Annotated in this window: 19 protein-coding genes; 17 read left to right on the top strand and 2 right to left on the bottom strand. The window is 29.2% G+C overall.

What is annotated here, in order from left to right; genetic code table 11:
• From Q0876_RS14450 to Q0876_RS14415, 8 genes are all read left to right on the top strand, one after another.
• A partial coding sequence (locus tag Q0876_RS14450; RefSeq protein WP_299229169.1) for a M23 family metallopeptidase occupies positions 1–213 on the top strand: 213 nt, incomplete at its 5' end.
• 205 nt (positions 214–418) lie between these two features.
• Entirely contained in the window at positions 419–1,129 is a 711-nt protein-coding gene (locus Q0876_RS14445) for a hypothetical protein (RefSeq protein ID WP_299229166.1), read from the top strand.
• A 272-nt stretch (positions 1,130–1,401) separates the two neighbouring features.
• Positions 1,402–2,049, top strand: a complete 648-nt coding sequence (locus tag Q0876_RS14440; RefSeq protein WP_299229163.1) for a hypothetical protein — start codon at positions 1,402–1,404, stop codon at positions 2,047–2,049.
• 151 nt (positions 2,050–2,200) lie between these two features.
• Positions 2,201–2,641 (top strand): DUF1493 family protein, encoded by a 441-nt coding sequence (locus Q0876_RS14435; protein ID WP_299229160.1) that lies wholly within the window; start codon positions 2,201–2,203, stop codon positions 2,639–2,641.
• Between the two features lie 191 nt (positions 2,642–2,832).
• Positions 2,833–2,991, top strand: a complete 159-nt coding sequence (locus tag Q0876_RS14430) for a hypothetical protein (protein ID WP_299229158.1) — start codon at positions 2,833–2,835, stop codon at positions 2,989–2,991.
• 73 nt (positions 2,992–3,064) lie between these two features.
• Positions 3,065–3,628 (top strand): hypothetical protein, encoded by a 564-nt coding sequence (locus Q0876_RS14425; RefSeq protein ID WP_299229156.1) that lies wholly within the window; start codon positions 3,065–3,067, stop codon positions 3,626–3,628.
• A 436-nt stretch (positions 3,629–4,064) separates the two neighbouring features.
• On the top strand, positions 4,065–4,382 hold the full coding sequence (locus Q0876_RS14420; RefSeq protein WP_299229153.1) for a hypothetical protein: 318 nt from the start codon (positions 4,065–4,067) through the stop codon (positions 4,380–4,382).
• Positions 4,383–4,531: 149 nt separating this feature from the next.
• Positions 4,532–5,398: a hypothetical protein gene (locus tag Q0876_RS14415; RefSeq protein ID WP_299229151.1), complete on the top strand. Its 867-nt coding sequence runs from the start codon at positions 4,532–4,534 to the stop codon at positions 5,396–5,398.
• A gap of 162 nt (positions 5,399–5,560) precedes the next feature.
• On the opposite strand, the gene Q0876_RS14410 is transcribed toward Q0876_RS14415, so the two are convergent.
• Together Q0876_RS14410 and Q0876_RS14405 are read right to left on the bottom strand one after the other, a co-directional pair.
• The gene (locus Q0876_RS14410; protein ID WP_299229148.1) at positions 5,561–6,481 is read right to left on the bottom strand and encodes a hypothetical protein; all 921 of its coding nucleotides are present in this window, start codon (positions 6,479–6,481) and stop codon (positions 5,561–5,563) included.
• Entirely contained in the window at positions 6,478–8,319 is a 1,842-nt protein-coding gene (locus Q0876_RS14405) for a hypothetical protein (protein WP_299229145.1), read from the bottom strand. The genes Q0876_RS14410 and Q0876_RS14405 overlap by 4 nt, the downstream gene beginning before the upstream one ends.
• Before the next feature lie 306 nt (positions 8,320–8,625).
• On the opposite strand from Q0876_RS14405, the gene Q0876_RS14400 reads away from it, so the two are divergent.
• The 9 genes from Q0876_RS14400 (at position 8,626) to Q0876_RS14360 (ending at position 18,761) form a co-directional block, all read left to right on the top strand.
• Positions 8,626–9,951 carry a hypothetical protein gene (locus Q0876_RS14400; protein WP_299229142.1) on the top strand — a complete coding sequence of 442 codons (1,326 nt, stop codon included), beginning with the start codon at positions 8,626–8,628 and terminating at the stop codon, positions 9,949–9,951.
• A 613-nt stretch (positions 9,952–10,564) separates the two neighbouring features.
• Positions 10,565–12,334 (top strand): hypothetical protein, encoded by a 1,770-nt coding sequence (locus Q0876_RS14395; RefSeq protein WP_299229140.1) that lies wholly within the window; start codon positions 10,565–10,567, stop codon positions 12,332–12,334.
• A gap of 506 nt (positions 12,335–12,840) precedes the next feature.
• Positions 12,841–13,392 (top strand): hypothetical protein, encoded by a 552-nt coding sequence (locus Q0876_RS14390; RefSeq protein ID WP_299229137.1) that lies wholly within the window; start codon positions 12,841–12,843, stop codon positions 13,390–13,392.
• 143 nt (positions 13,393–13,535) lie between these two features.
• Positions 13,536–13,940, top strand: coding sequence for a hypothetical protein (locus Q0876_RS14385; RefSeq protein WP_299229134.1), 405 nt, complete (start codon positions 13,536–13,538; stop codon positions 13,938–13,940).
• 507 nt (positions 13,941–14,447) lie between these two features.
• Positions 14,448–15,101: a hypothetical protein gene (locus tag Q0876_RS14380; RefSeq protein WP_299229131.1), complete on the top strand. Its 654-nt coding sequence runs from the start codon at positions 14,448–14,450 to the stop codon at positions 15,099–15,101.
• 163 nt (positions 15,102–15,264) lie between these two features.
• Positions 15,265–15,639, top strand: coding sequence for a glyoxalase (locus Q0876_RS14375; RefSeq protein ID WP_299229128.1), 375 nt, complete (start codon positions 15,265–15,267; stop codon positions 15,637–15,639).
• Positions 15,640–15,754: 115 nt separating this feature from the next.
• A complete protein-coding gene (locus Q0876_RS14370; protein WP_299229125.1) occupies positions 15,755–16,288 on the top strand; it encodes a mechanosensitive ion channel domain-containing protein in 534 nt (177 codons plus the stop codon).
• A gap of 169 nt (positions 16,289–16,457) precedes the next feature.
• Positions 16,458–17,291: a helix-turn-helix domain-containing protein gene (locus Q0876_RS14365; RefSeq protein WP_299229122.1), complete on the top strand. Its 834-nt coding sequence runs from the start codon at positions 16,458–16,460 to the stop codon at positions 17,289–17,291.
• Positions 17,292–17,351: 60 nt separating this feature from the next.
• Positions 17,352–18,761, top strand: a complete 1,410-nt coding sequence (locus tag Q0876_RS14360; protein WP_299229119.1) for a serine hydrolase — start codon at positions 17,352–17,354, stop codon at positions 18,759–18,761.
• The last annotated feature ends 246 nt before the right edge of the window (positions 18,762–19,007 follow it).

Genomic DNA, 19,007 nt, shown 5'->3' with positions numbered 1-19,007 from the left:
TTATATGCACATTGCGATACAATTCTAGTAAAAGAAAAGCAGTGGATTAAGAAAGGAACGAAAATCGGAACAATTGGGAATGTAGATGGTCAGTATCTTGCACATTTACACTTGGAAATCAGAAATAATTTAGAATTGCCAATAGGAGCTGGATATTCTGAAGTTACTGATGGTTATTTAAATCCAACTGAATTTATAAAAGAAAATCGATGATTGTACAACACCTAACAACGTGTATAATTCATTGTTCAGCCTGTGTTTTTACGGAAAATCCTACGGATTTTCCTACGTTGTGGTATAATTTACTAACTTAGTGCTAGACACCACAACGAAACCATACACGAACACGTTGTGCTTCATTATAACCAACCATTAACCAATGATAAAATTCTTTAGAAAAATTCGTCAAAACTTGCTTATGGAAAATAAAACTGGGAAGTATTTTAAATATGCAATCGGAGAAATTATACTTGTGGTTATTGGGATTTTGATTGCATTACAAATTAATAATTTGAATGATGAAAGATTGAATAGCACCAAAGAATATACATTTTTAAATGAATTAAGTAAGAGTATCGAATCAGATATAGTTTACTTTCAAAAGCAAGATTCCATTCGCACTGCTTATGAAGCTAACTCTGAAAAAGCAATTTTGATGTTTTATGATGCAAAAAACTATAATGATTTACTTTTAGTAGATTCTTTATTCACTTTTCAATGGAGTGATTGGGAAATAAGTAGAAGTGTTTATGAAGAGATGTTAAACACTGGCAGTCTTTACACCTTAAAAAACGATAAACTCAAAGATAGAATTGCCAACTACTATACACTCATTGAATCTAGAGTATATGCCCTTAAGAAAATAAATGATGTGTCAATCAAACTAAGTGAAAACACGGTTTTATATCAGTTAGAACTTTTACGCAATTCTAATGGAGCATATAATGGAAAACTAAAGGACGCTTGGATTGGAGATCCAAATTCCTCAGAGTTCATGTTGTTATACAAATTTTATAGGTTCACCAATTTAAACTGCAATACTTATAGAAGAATGTTTGGAGCACAGATTTTAAAAAGAGGTAATGAGTTACTTGAAGAGTTAAATAATGAATTGAACTTATCAAAATAACGAAAGCACAACAACGTGTATAGCAAATTGCTTGATTATAGCTTACTCGGAAAATCCTACGGATTTTCCTCTGGTTCGTTTTCTTTTGCTAACTTAGTTCCTAACCAACGCAACTAACCATACACGAACACGTTGGGCACAATTAAAACCGAATGAATAGACTTCTAATCATACTTTTTTCAATCTTCTTAATTGGTTGTTGTAATGAACCAAAATTGCTGAATAATGGACTGACTAAAAGCGTAAGTCAGATAACGGAGTACACAATCAAAATGGAAAATGATTCTCTGAATAATAAGGTTCAAGACACGCTTGTAATTACCGAAAAGAAATACAACGAAAATGACCAAATAATTAACAGACATCAACGAAATTTATTTGCTGATGAAACAATGAATATTGAATTCATTTACAATAATGAGAAAAAGATAAAAAGGGAAATTGTGACACTTTCAAATGACAGTTCAAATTTCGTTGTTAATTATTTCTACAAAGACACATTGCTTTTGGAAACAAAATCGGAATCCAAAAATGACATTTTTCAATTCGAACAAGTTGGAAGTTATAAATATAATTCTGACAACAAGCTAAAAGAAAGTTCATTAAAACAAATTTACATTGACGTTGAATCAAATGACACAATAACTAATACTCTTGAAATAAGTAAATATAACGACAGGGAATTTGTAACTGAATCCAAACTATCGGACTTAAAAAAACCTGAACGAAATAGAAAATCGGAATATAAATACGATTGTGAAGTTTTAATGGAAATTAAAGAATTTAATAGTAAAGATTCTTTGATTTCAACAACAGAATATAAATACGAATTTGACAAGTTTGAAAATTGGATAAAGAGGGAATCTATTGAAAATGACAAACTGAATTACATACGAACGAGAGAACTAAAATATAAATAACTGTGCCCAACAACGTGTATAGCTCATTGCGGCTGAATTCCTAATCGGAATTCATTGCAATTTGCTATATTTTGGTTACGGCGGAAAATCATAGCTGATTTTCCGCAACGAGCCATACACAAAACCGTTGTACAACATTTGAGAAAAACGAATGAAATTAGAATTTAGTAACATAAAAGAATCTTATTTGGAAATAAAAACATTTCTTGAAAACGCTTCTGGAAAAAAAATTAACGGATTAAATACCAGAATTGCTGAAGATCTAGGACTTTTCGGAGATGATAATTATTTTCTTCTAAACGAGTTCGCAGAAAAATACGATGTAGATTTTGAAAGCTTTGAATATGACAAACATTTTGAAAGTGAAGGAGAATTATTCAATTCTTTTAGAGCTTTAATTAGCATTTTATCTCTACCCTTTTTCCTTATTGCCAAAATCATGAAATTTATTTTTCCAAAAATCAACATTGATTTAAGCAATTTAATTGTTTCCAATTCTCGAGAAACATCTGATTTAACTTTTGGAGATTTAATCGTCTCAAAACTAAAAGGTGAATTTTGTTTACGAAAAAATACATTGATTGAGATATAAAATTTGAAAAAGAGATTTAAACCAATATTTCCAGCATCATTAATTATAATAATTCTTATAATAACCTTTTTTGTTTATCGAGATTTTCTTTTTCAAGATGAAAATAACTTAGATATTAATCAACAGACTGAAATTAAAGCTTCCGAAATGGAATTAGAAAAAAACACGAAAACTTAAAAACTCATTTTGGTGTGGAAAACATACAAGTTGATTATTATGGAGAGTCATTTAATAAAATAAGAATAACGCATCTTCCAACTGGAAAACAGCAATTTGGGAATGAAGATAAAACACAAATTGAAAATGCAATTATTGCATTAGAAAATTTAAAAAAAGAGCTTAGTGAGTAATTTAATCGGAATGAAAATAAACGTTGTACAACATTTGATAAAAAACTGAACCCTAAAACAAAAAATAAACTCAATGAAAAAAATATTATTGCCCTTAATCTTTTGTGGACTGACTTTTATAACCAATGCTCAAGACGTAAGTGTAGAAAAATCGACTTATGGAATACAAACTGGATTTCTTGGAATTTGGGCTCACAACGAATCAAAATTATCTAATCAATTTGTTTTACGAAGTGAGTTAGGGCTTGACACTGGAATTTTCGGAAGCGATGTTAACGACATTAACGGTTTTTTATTGGTTCCAGCTATTACTTTAGAACCTAGATGGTATTATAATCTGAATAAAAGACAAAATAAATCAAAACGGATAGATGGGAATAGTGGAAATTTTATCTCAATTAAAACAACTTATCATCCTGATTGGTTTGTTATTTCAAATGAAGATAACATAAATTTCATTAGTGATATCTCAATCATACCGACTTGGGGAATAAGAAGAAATGTCGGCAACCATTTTAATTACGAAACAGGTTTTGGAATTGGTTACGTACATTATTTTGAAGAGGATAATGTGATTTTGTTAGATGAGAGTGGAGTTACGGTCAATTTACATTTGCGAATTGGATACCGATTTTAAAAGAATAAAAAAACGTTGTACAACAACGTGTATAGCTCATTGCTTCTGAATTTCCTACTCGGAAATTCTTGCGCAATTTGCTATCTTGTTTCCTTTATCGGAAAATCATAGCTGATTTTCCGCAACGAGCCATACACGAACACGTTGGCAAACATTCATTAAAATTGGAAATAAAACATAAAATCATCTTTACATTGATTTATATTGCTGGAGCAATGTTGCTTATGGTTATTATGAAATGGAATAGTTCAATGCTCAAAAATTCTTTAAAAAGGAGAAATCCAGAATTACTTAATAAAGCTCCTTGGTTTTTCTCAGGTTCTAAACATAATGTTATAAACTATATTATTGGAATAATGGTTTTTATTTTTCTGATTCTTATGTGGACTGGTTTAGTTGAAATACCAATAAATTTAAAAGGTTAGCTAACAACTATATGAAACATATTTTAATATTGATTTTCTTACTAGCATTAAGTTGTGGAAATAATAACGTAGCAGAAAAATTTGACAAAGAAAAGTGGAAAAACGGGACGCAAATTGAACGTGGAAATATGGCAACTGATTTAATGGAAAGTAAAATATTAATTGGGAAAACTAAGCCTGAAATAATTGAACAACTTGGAGTTCCAAAAGATAGCTCTAAAACTATTTATCATTACTTGGTGGATTTTGGATATATGACTCCATTTCATTTAGATATAATTTTTAACATGGATGGAATAAATGTTAAAGAAGTAAATCTAAATCATTAAAAAACGTTAGCCAACAACGTGTATAGTTCATTGCTCGGAAATTCCTATCGGAATTTCTATCGCTTCTGAACAATGGGTTCCTCTTTATTTGCTAACTTAGTGCAGACGCAACGAAACCATACACGAACACGTTAGCCAACATTTTGCAAATGAACTTTTTTGATAATAACCATTACAATATTGACATAAGCGATTTCAAAGTACTAGATGCTGGTTTTGATATGTTATTGATTCCAAAAAATTATTCAAAAATTCATCGAAAATATTTAAAAGCATCTTTATTAACAGTCAGTATGGGAAACACATCTGTTGACCATATTTTAAAAAAGTACTCTGAAGAGTTTGATAACTCTTTTATTGAAGAGTCTAACTCTACTGAAAAACTAATTGACGAAATTCTGACTTATTCAAAACTTCATGTTAATGAATTGAACAATAGGTTAAAAAAATTAGATTTAAGTAATGGAGGAATTAAGATAATAGCATCTCATGCTATTTTTTTAAGATTAAATGCTTCGTTTAAAGCAGTAAATTACTTAATCAAATTTGGTGTTTATTTTGAAAGTTTTTCAATTTTAAGGTTAATATTTGAACAGTTAGCTTTTTCATATTCTATATCAATATCTGATGGCGATCCTGATAATTTTAAAAGTCCAACTAAAGCAATTTCTGACCTTAAAAAATATTTAAAGTATGCAGGAAAACTTTATGGAGTATTAAGTAAGGCAACACATATTGATAGATCAACAATAAATGAGTATTTAAAAATCAAGGAAGACATGAATCATGTAGTACTTAACTCGACAGATTATTCCCTTAAAGCTTGTAATCATTTACTTTTAATTATTGATGCATTAGAATGTATTTTTGAATTTGTTTTTTTCGATTATATGCAGGACATCAAATACCTAAATCTAGAAAATAAAGAACCAATAGGAAAAGATAGAGAAACAGCTGTTAATTACCGAAAATTCTATAAAAAAATTGTAGAAGAATCAAATAAAACGATTGGCTAACAACGTGTATAGTTCATTGCTCGGAAATTCCTATCGGAATTTCTGTCGCTTCTGAACAATGGATTTGCTCCTATTTGCTATCTTAGTGCAAACGCAACAAACCATACACGAACACGTTGTGTACAATTAAGTTCTGAATTTTTATATTCATTAAGTATTTTACTATTTAAGTTTACAATATTTGATATTTGGCTGTTTCAGAACACTTTCAAACCATTCTCTATCTTTAATTAAATTAAATAGATAAGGAGTCTTTTTTTCTGTCACAGAATTGAGATTTTTTATTGATTTAATTTCATCCTGAATTATGTGACATTCACCAAATCCAGGATAACGTCTTTGTACTTTTTTTAAATTTTTTAATGCAGATTGAAAGTCATTATCAATGATGAATGTTAAGGCATTCGAATAATCTAATTCAATTTCTTCCATTTGGTTGTTAAATTGAGTGCATAAATTATTGTAATAAGCAACGTCTTGACTTGTTTCTTGAATAATATTTAATACTTCAAATTTTTTATTTGAATACATAGGTATTACTTTATATAATTCACGAAAATACTCAACTTCATTAATTCTATTTTCAATGGACTCTTGAATGTCCTGACATAAGTATGAATCAAGTATAGAATCACAAGCATCCAAATAAAAAGAAGCTCTTTTATGGTCTCCGTCTTTCAATAATTCGTTTACAATTACAACTATCTCACTATCAAAATTATTATACCTTATTATTTTACCTTTAACATAGTAATATCCATTGTAAGCAATAAAACCAAAAACTATAACCATAAAGGATATAATGCCAATGAACTTAAATCTGTTTTCATAAAGTAGTTTTCTTAATTTAATAAATACATCTTTAATCAAACCCAATAAATTAGACCAAAACATTAATAATAATAGTAATACAATAATTTCAAATCCGATAAATTTAATAGTCAGCCATCCAATTATAATTTCCTTAGAATTAAAGAATCTCTCCAGATTTTGACCCAATAGAAATAAAAAAGTTAATACAGCAATGGACGATCCTTGAAGAATTTTTATGTAGCTAAAAGATTTTTTTATAGATTCCATCATGATACATATTTTGTAAAAAATACTTGTCTTAACTTTTTTCCTGTTATTTTTTTTGGGGAAGTAGAATTTTCAAACAACCCATCAAGGTTAATTTTCCATTTTTTTTCAAAAAAATATTTATCAACGATTTCTTCCGGTTTTAGTGAAATCATATAATTAATTAGTTCTTTAACTCTCAAAATTTCAGAGTAATAAAAATATCCTTTAAATATCAAACCTTCACCAATAATTCTCAACAGTCTTACATATGAATCGGAACCCTCATATTCTTTGAGAAGTTTAAGTGCCGTGTCATGATAATCATTGCTAGACTTCTTTTTCAATGTAGAAAGACACTCCAATTTTTGATACAACGCATCGTCACTCAAGTACGAGTTTGGATATTTATTTAAAAAATTTGAAATACTTTTAATAATCTTCCTATTAATATTATTTATTTTAATTGAATCGTCTTTATTGAAGTAATATGCTTTATTTAAAGTTGTATTAATCTCGTTAAACCAAGCCTCTTCCTTAAGCATAGTATTATTTCTATTCTGTCGAAACTTCCTCCATTCCTCAATAGCAATTAGATATGATCTCTCAGAGTTGATCTGTCTTCTTTTTACATCAATAAAATAGTACTTTGCTAAATTGCGAAGATAATCTGGGTTTTTATCGCCTTCACTATAATTCAACAAGTAATTAAGATGCTCCCCTGAATTATAAGGGCTTGAATAAATATCGCTTAATCTGCGAATTAGTTCTAATTCAGAGTAAAGAAACTTCGATTTCGTTAGATTTACTATTCTTCTACATTCTGACAATTGATAATCACGTCCAGCAAGTTGATTTCGATTATTTAAAGAAGAAACCAAATTCAAAACTCTTTGTGCTTTATAACGAGCAAGATCAATCTTCTCCTCTTTTAAAGCTTTCAAGCTTTGGTTATAAAGCCTATAGATATAGTTATCTAGTAAGCTATATGAACGGAAATTAAATCTTATTTTTTGGTCTTCATTTAGTACAAGATGGTTAATAATTCTTTCTTCTAACAAATTAAAATTATACTCCATTGAAAAATCAAGCAATCGTTCAATCTCGTAATCATCCCATGAATCTATAGGTAAATTATTTTCTTGATCTGTTATAGTTTTTAAGCTTAAATTCAATCTATTGGGCAAAGTCACTAAAGCATACGAATAGTTATCATCATTACCAGCAATAGAGTACCCATTATACCAATTGTCACGATTTATCTTTTGTTGCTTTTCACGAGCAATTGTCAGAAAAAAAGCCACAACAAGCATAATTAATAAAAACAGATAAACAGGTGTAATACTATTTAATTTTGATTTATTGCTGTTATGATAATTTAACAATGAATTAATTTGTTCAACATTATTTTCTGAGGTAATTGGAATTACAAATTCGTTCAAATCTCTTCTTCTAACTAGTGCTACAGGATAATTTGGGTTGTTATAATATGCAATATTTTCCCACTGTTTACTTTTTCTAAAAAACCAAATCACTTTGTTAGAAATTTCAAAATAATCGATTAACAATTTGTAATTAGTATTGACACCATACAATTCCTTTCTTGATTTAATCGGTTTGAATCCAACAATGTTCTTTATTAGTGATTTATTAGAATGTTTAGAAATCAACCAATATATAGTTCCTCCAGAGGATTGATAAAGCTGGAGTTCATTTAAAAGTGATTTAAGTTTATCTTTTTTTGGTGGAACCTCTATAAAACAGACATCAAAATCTAAAACATTTGGAATTTCTGTAGACTCCCAAACAACAGATTCTAAACCTTCATAGTTTAAATCAAGTTGTAATATAGTAATTATCAATACCTTCATTTTCTACTTTTGATAAATTCAATTTAGTAAATATAAAAAAATTAAATATCGATAATATACTGTTTATTAACTAATTACATGTTAACAAAGATTAATTTCGTTGACAACAAGAAATAATACTATTGTTAGTTTTAACTGTACACAACAACGTGTTTGTGTATGGTTAATTGTGGCTTGGAAATTCTACCGAATTCCCGAACTCTTCGTTCTTTTTCGCTAACTTACTGCTCTAACACAACTAACCATACACAAACACGTTGTAGGTAAGTCAAATTATCATTAAGAATAAGTAAAATTATGGACGCAAAGAAATTTTTAATTATTATAATGTTTTTATTTAACGTTGTAAATTCATTTGGCCAAGTCAAGAAAGATTCTTCGTATTATGCAGGAGAATTAGAAGCAATGAGATTTTATATGAAATCGACAAAGAATTTAGAATCTAATCGAGATTACATAACTATTTTTAATGATCTAATTTCTCGTTCAGAATATTTTAAGTATTCAGGATATTTAGATTTAATTTCACCTTGGTATAATAATGTTGGTCACTACAATAAAGGAATTGAGTTAGAAGATATTGCTTTTCCAGAAGTTAAACAAAAACAATTGTTTAGTAATAATGATTATAAAATTGAAGGTGCTATAGATTTAATTTCTGAAAAATCAAAAAGTCATCAAGTTATTATGATTAATGAAGAGCACAGAATGTCTCGCCATAGAATTTTGACCACTCAACTATTAGAACCACTTTATTTAAACGGATATAGGTATTTGGCATTGGAAGCACTTTCAAAAGAAAATCTTTTAAAGCAAGGATATCCTGTTTTGAGTAATGGATCTTACATAAAAGACCCTCTTTTTGGTGAGATGATTAGGACAGCTATAAAATTGGGATATAAAATAATTTCATATGAAATAGAAACAAACTCTATTGGATATACGAAAGAAAGAGATCCTCTCAAACGTCAATTATTTAGAGAAAAGACCCAAGCAAAAAATATTATCACAAAAATTTTAGATAAAGATTCAAATGCCAAAATATTGGTGCATGGTGGAAGAGATCATATAGCTGAAGTTTTGGAATTTCAAAAAATAGGATTAGACAGTATAGAGTTTGGTATGATGGCTGGATTTTTTAAAAAACTTGCGAACATTGATCCATTCACAGTAGATCAGCTACAGCATAAAGAACATTCAGATTCTATTTATGAATCGACAATTGCAAAATGGGTTAGAAAAACAGATGTAAAATTAAATACTTCAAACATTTTAATAGACAAAAAAACCAATGATTTATTATCAAGAGAAGTCTATGATGCAGCTATAATAGCAAAACCTACAATCTTTATTAATAATAGACCTAATTGGTTAATCGATATGCCAGATCGCAGTAAATTATGCATTAAGGTAAAACGATATCTACCTAAAGATTCCAGTTTTTATATGGTACAGGCTATTTATAAAAATGAAGATTTAAATAAAGCTATTCCTGCTGATCAATACGCTTATCAAAAAGGACAAAAAAAAGTATTATTATTTTTAAAAAAAGGAGATTATGTAATCAGGATTTTAAATAATAAGGGAGAAACTTTAAAACAGTGGGAAGAGAAAATTAATTAAAATTAATTACTATTCTTTTTAAATAATGTCATTATTATACCTAAAAACCTACCTACAACAACGTGTATAATTAATTGCTATTGCTGGTTAAGACGAGGGAATTCTCCTACAAATTACTATCTTAGTCTAGCGGAAAGAAAGTCTGGCTCTGCCTCGCTCCTTCCTCCAGCGGATTTTTCGCCGTAAACGGCTCATCCAAACATCAGTCGCTTCAGCAGAGAAAACCGCAACTAATTATACACGAACACGATGGAATACATTCGCCAAAGGCGAACTTTAATATGCGCAGCTTCGCTGTCATTGCATCTTAAAGTAAATGTATTCCATCTCAGGGTTAAACCAAATTACTACAATTCTTATTTGCTAAATTATCGCCTTTAACGAGCTTCGAGCTAAAACGTAAGCCATCGTCGGTTAATAGTAATTTGATTCTGTTTCTCGAATTCTCAATCTAATAAATTCTACAATTTACGCTTCGCTAAAGCGAACCTAATTGATGAACAATAAATTAAGATTTATTCGAAGTTGCCTTCTTAATTTATTGTTTAAGAATTTATTATCTTTTCATTCTCTAACCAGAACTACGTTTAACCCTGAGTTGTAAAACATTTGAATGAAATATAAAGAACCCAAATATTGGAAATATGAAAAGAAGCTTGAGGGCTTGCTATACTTCTCTCAAGTTTTGAATGAAGTATTATTTGACTATTCAATTGACACTTACAAACCAAACGCTTTAAATGCTCATTCAATAACACACGAAGCTTTGAGCCTTTTACGAAAAGTACGCTCAAAACATATTCCCGATGGAAATTTAAAGCCTGTTAGAGAAGAGTTACTTCTGCTAATTAAGAAAGACCTTGTCGTTAAATCACTATTGAATGAAAAATTAGCGCATTACTCAAAATTAATTAAGGAAGCTAACAATATAGATGATTTATACTATTCAATTTATTCTATACACACCTATTTATCCGACAAAAAATATTTAGAAGAGGTTAAAAGACTTTTGACAGAAACAGTCAAAGAGGGAAAAAGAAAGCGAGATATTTTCTTTTTAACGAGGGTATTTGTTACCGAATTAATGAATTATGGCTACAGTAAGTCTTATCTATATAATTTAACAAATCAATTCTTTTTTCAAGAAAAAGACAAGGAAATTGACAATGTCGATGTGATATCTAAATTTTTAAACTTATTTGATTTTAAAGAACAGAAATTTGATGTTTTTATTCAAGCACCAGCAATATTTTGGGATTTTAGAAAATCCTTAAAAGAGGTTGATGTAAAAATGAGTAAAACCATAAAACATACAGATAAAAACGTAATACTAAAATCATTTTCTAAACAAAAGAAGTCTACAGATATTTACTTAATCATAAAGGATGTAGAAGCTCTTGACCATTTTTCTGCAAGAAGAAAAGGACAAAACAAACTAAATTTTTTTATAAATCTATTTCATTTATATCATCACAGAGAATCACTAGAATTCCGAAATTTATGCTGTGTCAATCGATTAGATAATAATTATACGTTAATACTTGATGAACCAATAAATTCAGTAAAAAAACAGAAAGATTTTAAATCTACTGACGCTGCATTGATGGTAGAGAAATTAATTAAAAACCTATCCTTTGCGAGGAAAAACAATTCAATAGGTCGTTTCATAAAAGCATTGGAACTTCATAAGCTAGCATTAAGTGCTAATGAAGAAGAAAATCAATTATTGGATTTATGGGCTGCAATAGAAACAATCTTCCAAAAGAAAGCTGAAAGCAATGAATCAAGAATAGAACAAATTTCTAATTCTTTAATTCCTTTTTTGTCGTATGGATATGTGAAAGGACTACTTCTTGAATTATTCAAAGATTTGAGTAATTGGGACAAAGAAAAGTTTTACGAACTCTTGGATTCCATAAATAACGACTCTTCTTTAAGGTTAAACACCTTTTTGGAACTTTTAGTCTTGGAGGAAAATGACTCTAAAGTAGATGACCTTTTAGGATATTTAGATTTATTTCCTCTTTTGAAAAATAGAGTGACTTTATATAATGAGTGGTTTAAGAATCCAAAAGAAGTTAAATCCTTTATTGAAAGACACTCTAAAAAAATTACTTGGCAAATTAGACGAATTTATAGAGCAAGAAATACTTTGGTTCATCACGGAAACAAACCACAACAGTTACCTATTTTACTTGAGAATTTAAGTAGTTACTTTCATAAAGTTATGGATGAATTAGAAGAATTAATGGAGCATAATAAAGTTAGGTCTATTGAACACGGAATTCTAGAAATGAAAATTCATTATGAAGAAAACTTGAACTTTATTAACGAACAAAAATCAATCACAAAAGAGAATCTAAACGGAATATTTCTCTTATAAAAAACGTTTTACAACAATGGCTATAAGTAGTTGCTGGTTCTCGCCTACTTCTGAAAATCCTCGCGGATTTTCAGTTTGGTGTGTACTTGCAAAGTTAATCGCTAACCCACGCAACTACTCATAGCCGAGACCGATGGAATACATTCGCCAAAGGCGAACTTTAATATGCGCAGCTTCGCTGTCATTGCATCTTAAAGTAAATGTATTCCATCTCAGGGTTAAACCAAATTACTACAATTCTTATTTGATAAATTATCGCCTTTAACGAGCTTCGAGCTAAAACGTAAGCCATCGTCGGTTAATAGTAATTTGATTCTGTTTCTCGAATTCTCAATCTAATAAATTCTACAATTTACGCTTCGCTAAAGCGAAACTAATTGATGAACAATAAATTAAGATTTATTCGAAGTTGCCTTCTTAAATTATTGTTTAAGAATTTATTATCTTTTCATTCTCTAACCAGAACTACGTTTAACCCTGAGTTGTATGTAATTAATTGATACGCCATGATAAGAAAACTACAAATACTATTTTGCACAATAATTTTCATTTCATGTGGAAATGAAACAAACGAACATATTTATAAAACTAAAACAGTTGAATATGCTTCAAAGACTGGAAATTTTATTGCAAAATTCCCTACTGAACCAAAATACTCAGTACTTGAAAGAAAAATAGGAATAGATGATTTCGAAATTCATGTTTTTCGTTCCACATTAGGACCTAACAAGATCTTTAGTCTGGAATATATTGATTACCCTGAAAACATGATCAAGTCTCTTAGTGACAGTGAAATATATTCTCAAGGAATTAGCAATTATTCAAATAAAATAGCGGATAAGTTTAATTTAGACTTTCAAAAAACAATAGAACAGCACGGACTGAAAGGAGAATATTTTGTATTCAGTCTTAAACCATCCTTAATTGAGAAAGGAATTGAAGGACATGTATTAGGAATTCTTTTCAGAAAAGAAAATCGAGTATATACTATTTCATATATGGGAATAAATGATGATAAAACTGGAACCTTTTTAGATTCATTCAGATTAATTAATTAACAACGTGTATAATAAATGCTAAACTCATACTTCAATTTAAAATCTTATATTTAATCATCTGATTTGTTACACCCAAAAATCCTGCGGATTATAGGTCGCACAAATCATACACGAACACGTTGTGCATAATATGAGAATTGAAAATGGATAAAACAAATGACACTAAATTAATTCAGTCTAATTCTGTATTAAAACAGGAAATCATATTAGATATAACTGCTTTATTAAAGCAATGCATATTAAGTCGAAAAAATGATAATGCAGAACATTCCAAAACTATTGCTTTTTATTGCAATGCTACCAATGGCTATCTTGATATTTATTTTTGCGACCCTGAATTACTGGAGCCTGTAGGTGATTCGGGTTATAGACTAGAGCTACCTGAACTTTTTGACAAATCGAATAAACATAAAGACGGTTCAATCTATTTCGACGATACTATGCTATCTAGCTCTAAATCTTTCGGAACATCAAACTTAGCAAAAGAAATTAAAATTGATTTCAAACTTTTCTTTGTAGACGAATTGAATGATATTGAAGAGTTATAAAACAATGAAAAAATAATATACTATGCACAACAACGTGTATAGTTCATTGCTCGGAAATTCCTATCGGAATTTCTGTCGCTTCTGAACAATGGGTTCTTCTTTATTTGCTATATTAGTGAAAACGCAACGAAACCATACACAAACACGATGGAATACATTCGCCAAAGGCGAACTTTAATATGCGCAGCTTCGCTGTCATTGCATCTTAAAGTAAATGTATCCCATCTCAGGGTTAAACCAAATTACTACAATTCTTATTTGCTAAATTATCGCCTTTAACGAGCTTCGAGCTAAAACGTAAGTCATCGTCGGTTAATAGTAATTTGATTCTGTTTCTCGAATTCTCAATCTAATAAATTCTACAATTTACGCTTCGCTAAAGCGAACCTAATTGATGAACAATAAATTAAGATTTATTCGAAGTTGCCTTCTTAAATTATTGTTTAAGAATTTATTATCTTTTCATTCTCTAACCAGAACTACGTTTAACCCTGAGTTACCAGACATTTGAAAAAAGCTATCTACATATTTACAACATCAGTTATTTTACTACTTATTTTAGGTTTTTTTGCATTCAAAGCTGACAGAGATTTGAACGGAATCTGGATTGGAGAATATATAATTGATAAAAAACTATATTTTGCCCAAGAAGGAATATTGACTTTTAAAAATAATAAGTGCTTTGAGCAATGGCCAAATCATTATGAAAATCAAGTAAAAGAAAGTGATAATATTTTTTTTGATATTATAAATTTTGATTTTGAGAATGGTTACGGACGTTATAAGATTGTAAACGTGTCGAAAGACTCATTGGTAATTAATAAGAGTCCTAATTACGACGAACCATCATTATACATATATAGAAGATTGACCGATAATCTTAAACACAAAAAGGAAAACGAATTAGCTGGTAAAAAATTTGTTTTAAAAAGTAAAACTTTTATCGATACGGTTTACTTTAAGAACAACTCAAGCCTAATTAGAAATGCCAATAACGAAAAATATAATTTAAATTGGATTCGAATTGATAATGAAGGATTCGACATCCTTTTTATGACAGAATATGTTCCGTATCTAATTATAAAGGAAAACGAAAAAGATATTATTTTGAGAACGTTACATAATGTAGATGTTGAATACACGATGACTGAATTAGATTAAGAAAAAACGTTATACAACAACGTGTATAGTTCATTGCTCGGAAATTCCTATCAGAATTTCTATAGTTTCTGAACAATTGATTCGCTCCTATTTGCTATATTAGTGAAAACGCAACGAAACCATATACAAGCACGGCGTAAGCAACTTAACTAAATTATTAAGTATGGAAATAATCGGAAAATCTATCAGACCTTTTATTGGCTCTAAAAATTACAATATTTCTAGAAATTTTTATTTGGATTTGGGTTTTAATGAAATAGTTACTTCCAAAAATATGTCTTATTTCTATATTCAAGAATTCGGATTCTATTTGCAAGATGCTTACGTTAAAGATTGGATAGATAATTCAATGATTTTCTACGAAGTGGAAAATTTAGAGTCCTCATTGAAACTAATAAAAAGTTTGAAGTTAACCGAAAAATATGATAATGTAAGATTATCTGAAATAGTCTATAACGAATGGGGAAATGAATTTTTTCTTCATGATCCATCTGGGATTTTATGGCACATTGGAAAATTTAAAACAAGAAAATATTAAATATAAATTGCTCTCAACAACGTGTATAACTAATTATATGTCCAGCTTGTACTCGGGCACGAGCGAAGCAAACCATTCATAAACACGTTGGCAAAAAAAGCAAAAAACAGAATACATGAAATTGATTTACATTAAAATTATTGAAACACTAGTAATAATTATTACTTACTTAATTATTAAAAGATTTATCTTTAAAGTGATAAATAAAACACTTTCTAATAAACTGATTCAAGAATCACGTGGAGTTCTTATCAGAAATGTGATAAATTTAGTTTTAGCTGTTATTTCAATGATTTTCATTTCTCTTATTTGGGGAGTGAATCAATCAGATCTTGCTGTTTTTATCGGTTCAGTTTTGACTGTTGTTGGTGTAGCATTTTTTGCCCAATGGTCATTATTGTCTAATATCACCTCCAGCATAATAATCTTCTTTAACCATCCTGTAAAATTGAAAGATTCAATTATCATTTTAGAAGGTAAGGATTATGGAATTGAAGGCGTGGTTTCAAACATTGGACTTTTCTTTGTAACCTTAGAAACGAAAGAATCTGGAGAGATTACTTTACCCAATAATATTTTCATTTTAAAGAGTATTAAAAATATAACAAATGAAAAAAGAATTGAATCAAATGATAAAGAGACTAGTTGATTTTACCAATGCCCAACAACGTGTATAATTAATATTACTTTACACCTCCAATTTAAATTATTACTTTTAATTGTCTGATTTGATACAGCTGAAAATTCTATGGATTCTAGTCTTACAAATCATACGCGAACACTTTATAGGCAATTATTAACAAGACACTTTATTTTTTATGAATATTGAATTTTTTTCTTTAAAATCAGAATATAACGTCTTAATCGCAAAGGCTTCTTTACTTGAAATTTCAAAGACAGAAAATTTCGTGTCTAACGGTGCTACTTTACCAGATGGTTTTGTAGAGATTTATTTTTCCAAACATGATCCAATTTCAATAAAAATGAATGAGCGTAATTTATCAACATACTCAAATTCAGCCTTTGTAATTGGACAAAGTACTAGCAAAATTGAATTTAAACCTAAAGGAGAACAAAAATTAATAAGTTTAAAAATTCAACCGTGGGCTACGAGTATGTTTTTACCAGATAAAGCAGATTTATACAAAGACAAAGCAATTGCTATTGATGATTTAGTAAGCCCAAAATTAAGCTTACTACAACGAATGGTAGTAAACTCTAGCACAAAAGAAGAAGCGTTTAAACATATTGAAGATTTTTTAATTCAATCTCAAAAAACGAGTAGCAAATTTTCAAAATTAATTTATTTTGCTGTAAATTATATCTTTCAAAATCATATAGGATTTTCGGTAAAAAAGTTGACAAATCTGCTAAATGTAAGTAGGCAATATTTAGAAAGGCAATTTGTAGCGCAAATTGGAATTAGTCCAAAACAATTTGCTAGAGTTATTAGAATAAGAAGTTTAACAAATCACTTTAAAAGCAATCCAAATATTTCATTAACAGAACTTAGTTATAAATTTGGTTATTTTGACCAATCTCATTTCATTAGAGACTTTCAATTAATAGCAGCCACTTCCCCTAAGAAATTTTTATCGTCTAATAATTTCATGTCTTCAAATTATCAATACGACAATAGTTTAAATCTGTAGTTTGCATTTTTACAATTTTTAGACATTTTGTGTTTGTATGTTTATGGTTAAAATCAAAAAATGATGAGAACTGTTTTTTTATTATATATTATTATTCAAAGTAATATATGTTTTGCTCAAAATTTTAAACCAGCAAATTCAGCAACCGATAGAATAATTTCAAAACTAGTTAAGGAAAGTAATATTGCCGGATTATCAATAGCAGTAAGCCATAAAGACAGTCTTGTTTGGAATAAATCCTACGGTTATTCAAACCTTGAGCACAATATTCCTACGAGTGAAAAAAGTAAATTTAGAATTGCTAGTGTTTCCAAGTTACTCACGGGAACTGCAATTTATAAGCTTCACAAACAAGAGTTGATTAACTTACAAGATCCAATTTCTAAATACCTTGATTCTATACCAAATTCATGGGAAAATATTACTATTGAGCAAATTGCTCAACATACTAGTGGTATAGGTCATTATATTGATGAGAATGATGCCTTAGATGTGCATTATTATCAAACTACTGATGAAGCGCTAAAAAAATTTAAAGACCGTCCTTTAGTACATAATCCTGATGAGGATGTAACCTACTCAAGTTATGCTTATACAGTTCTTGCAGCAATTATTGAAAGTGTAACAAAAAAGAGTTTTCAAAATGCTATGAAGGATTTAGTATTTAAACCTCTAAAAATGAATCAAACAGAAGTTGACGATCAAAAAAAAATAATCATTAATAGAACTGGCTTTTACCAGTATAATACTATTCGCGAGCCAGAGCATTCACCTTTTATAGATCTTAGTGCAAAATGGGCTGGTAGTGGATATTTATCAACCGCAATTGATTTAGTTAAATTTGGTTCTGCACATACTTTTAATTCTAGTTACCTAACAAGAGAAGATTTAAATATCTTGACCTCGCCAAGAACGCTCAATGATACTTTGAAAACTAAAGAAGGTTTGGGCTGGGGACAAAGAACAAGTTGGGATGATGAAATGATGTATTGGGGAGATGGACGAACACCAGGCAGTACTTGTGGCTTACTTGTTTTTCCTGAATACAATCTTAGTATTGCAATTGTAAGCAATATGAGGCATGCACCAATAGAAAGAAGTGAATTTGAATTGTTATCAAAACGATACATTGCAGCTATCAAAGGTGAAAAGATTAGTGAGCTTAAAATTGGAGATGTTGGGAACTATAAATTAGATATTTCTATACAAGAAAATATTTATAATGGTAAATTAGACTTGTTTCTCTTAAAAGATAATTATGGATCTTTTAATTTCCATGAGGCACAAAATTTTCCGATATCTGACGCTTTTTGGAGATATGGCAAGCTTTGGATTTATGCAATAGGTGGAGGGAAACAGCCCATTTCTGTTGGTGTATTACCAATTAAATTAGATATTGAAGAAAACAAAGTGTCTGGCGAAATTTTTAGAATTAACGCTAATGTTTTAGGTATTAAGCAAGTAGATTAGAATTATCTAAGAAATGAAGGATAGAAAACCACCTACAACACAATATATAGTCAAACACCTTATGTAGACTTCGAGCCAAAACGTGTGCCATCGGTGATTAAAAGTAATTTGATATCCTTTCCGCAAAGTATTGCTACAGAATTCGCTATCTTTTAACTCTCAAATCAGGACCATGTTTACTTTTCAGTTATAGATGATCTAAACCAACATAATTATGAATAATGCATTTTTATATTCCATTTTAAT

The sequence above is a fragment of the uncultured Psychroserpens sp. genome (assembly GCF_947503375.1).
In the GTDB taxonomy this organism is placed as follows: domain Bacteria; phylum Bacteroidota; class Bacteroidia; order Flavobacteriales; family Flavobacteriaceae; genus Psychroserpens.
The sequence above is the reverse complement of the archived record's forward strand: the minus strand, read 5'-3'. Positions and strand labels throughout refer to the sequence as shown.

What these genes read in the sequence shown, in the direction of transcription:
- Q0876_RS14445 (WP_299229166.1), top strand. Translation starts at nt 419, where the DNA reads ATGGAAAATAAAACTGGGAAGTATTTTAAATATGCAATCGGAGAAATT.
- Q0876_RS14440 (WP_299229163.1), top strand. Translation starts at nt 1,402, where the DNA reads ATGGAAAATGATTCTCTGAATAATAAGGTTCAAGACACGCTTGTAATT.
- Q0876_RS14435 (WP_299229160.1), top strand. Translation starts at nt 2,201, where the DNA reads ATGAAATTAGAATTTAGTAACATAAAAGAATCTTATTTGGAAATAAAA.
- Q0876_RS14425 (WP_299229156.1), top strand. Translation starts at nt 3,065, where the DNA reads ATGAAAAAAATATTATTGCCCTTAATCTTTTGTGGACTGACTTTTATA.
- Q0876_RS14420 (WP_299229153.1), top strand. Translation starts at nt 4,065, where the DNA reads ATGAAACATATTTTAATATTGATTTTCTTACTAGCATTAAGTTGTGGA.
- Q0876_RS14415 (WP_299229151.1), top strand. Translation starts at nt 4,532, where the DNA reads ATGAACTTTTTTGATAATAACCATTACAATATTGACATAAGCGATTTC.
- Q0876_RS14410 (WP_299229148.1), bottom strand. Translation starts at nt 6,481, where the DNA reads ATGATGGAATCTATAAAAAAATCTTTTAGCTACATAAAAATTCTTCAA.
- Q0876_RS14400 (WP_299229142.1), top strand. Translation starts at nt 8,626, where the DNA reads ATGGACGCAAAGAAATTTTTAATTATTATAATGTTTTTATTTAACGTT.
- Q0876_RS14395 (WP_299229140.1), top strand. Translation starts at nt 10,565, where the DNA reads ATGAAATATAAAGAACCCAAATATTGGAAATATGAAAAGAAGCTTGAG.
- Q0876_RS14390 (WP_299229137.1), top strand. Translation starts at nt 12,841, where the DNA reads ATGATAAGAAAACTACAAATACTATTTTGCACAATAATTTTCATTTCA.
- Q0876_RS14385 (WP_299229134.1), top strand. Translation starts at nt 13,536, where the DNA reads ATGGATAAAACAAATGACACTAAATTAATTCAGTCTAATTCTGTATTA.
- Q0876_RS14375 (WP_299229128.1), top strand. Translation starts at nt 15,265, where the DNA reads ATGGAAATAATCGGAAAATCTATCAGACCTTTTATTGGCTCTAAAAAT.
- Q0876_RS14370 (WP_299229125.1), top strand. Translation starts at nt 15,755, where the DNA reads ATGAAATTGATTTACATTAAAATTATTGAAACACTAGTAATAATTATT.
- Q0876_RS14365 (WP_299229122.1), top strand. Translation starts at nt 16,458, where the DNA reads ATGAATATTGAATTTTTTTCTTTAAAATCAGAATATAACGTCTTAATC.
- Q0876_RS14360 (WP_299229119.1), top strand. Translation starts at nt 17,352, where the DNA reads ATGATGAGAACTGTTTTTTTATTATATATTATTATTCAAAGTAATATA.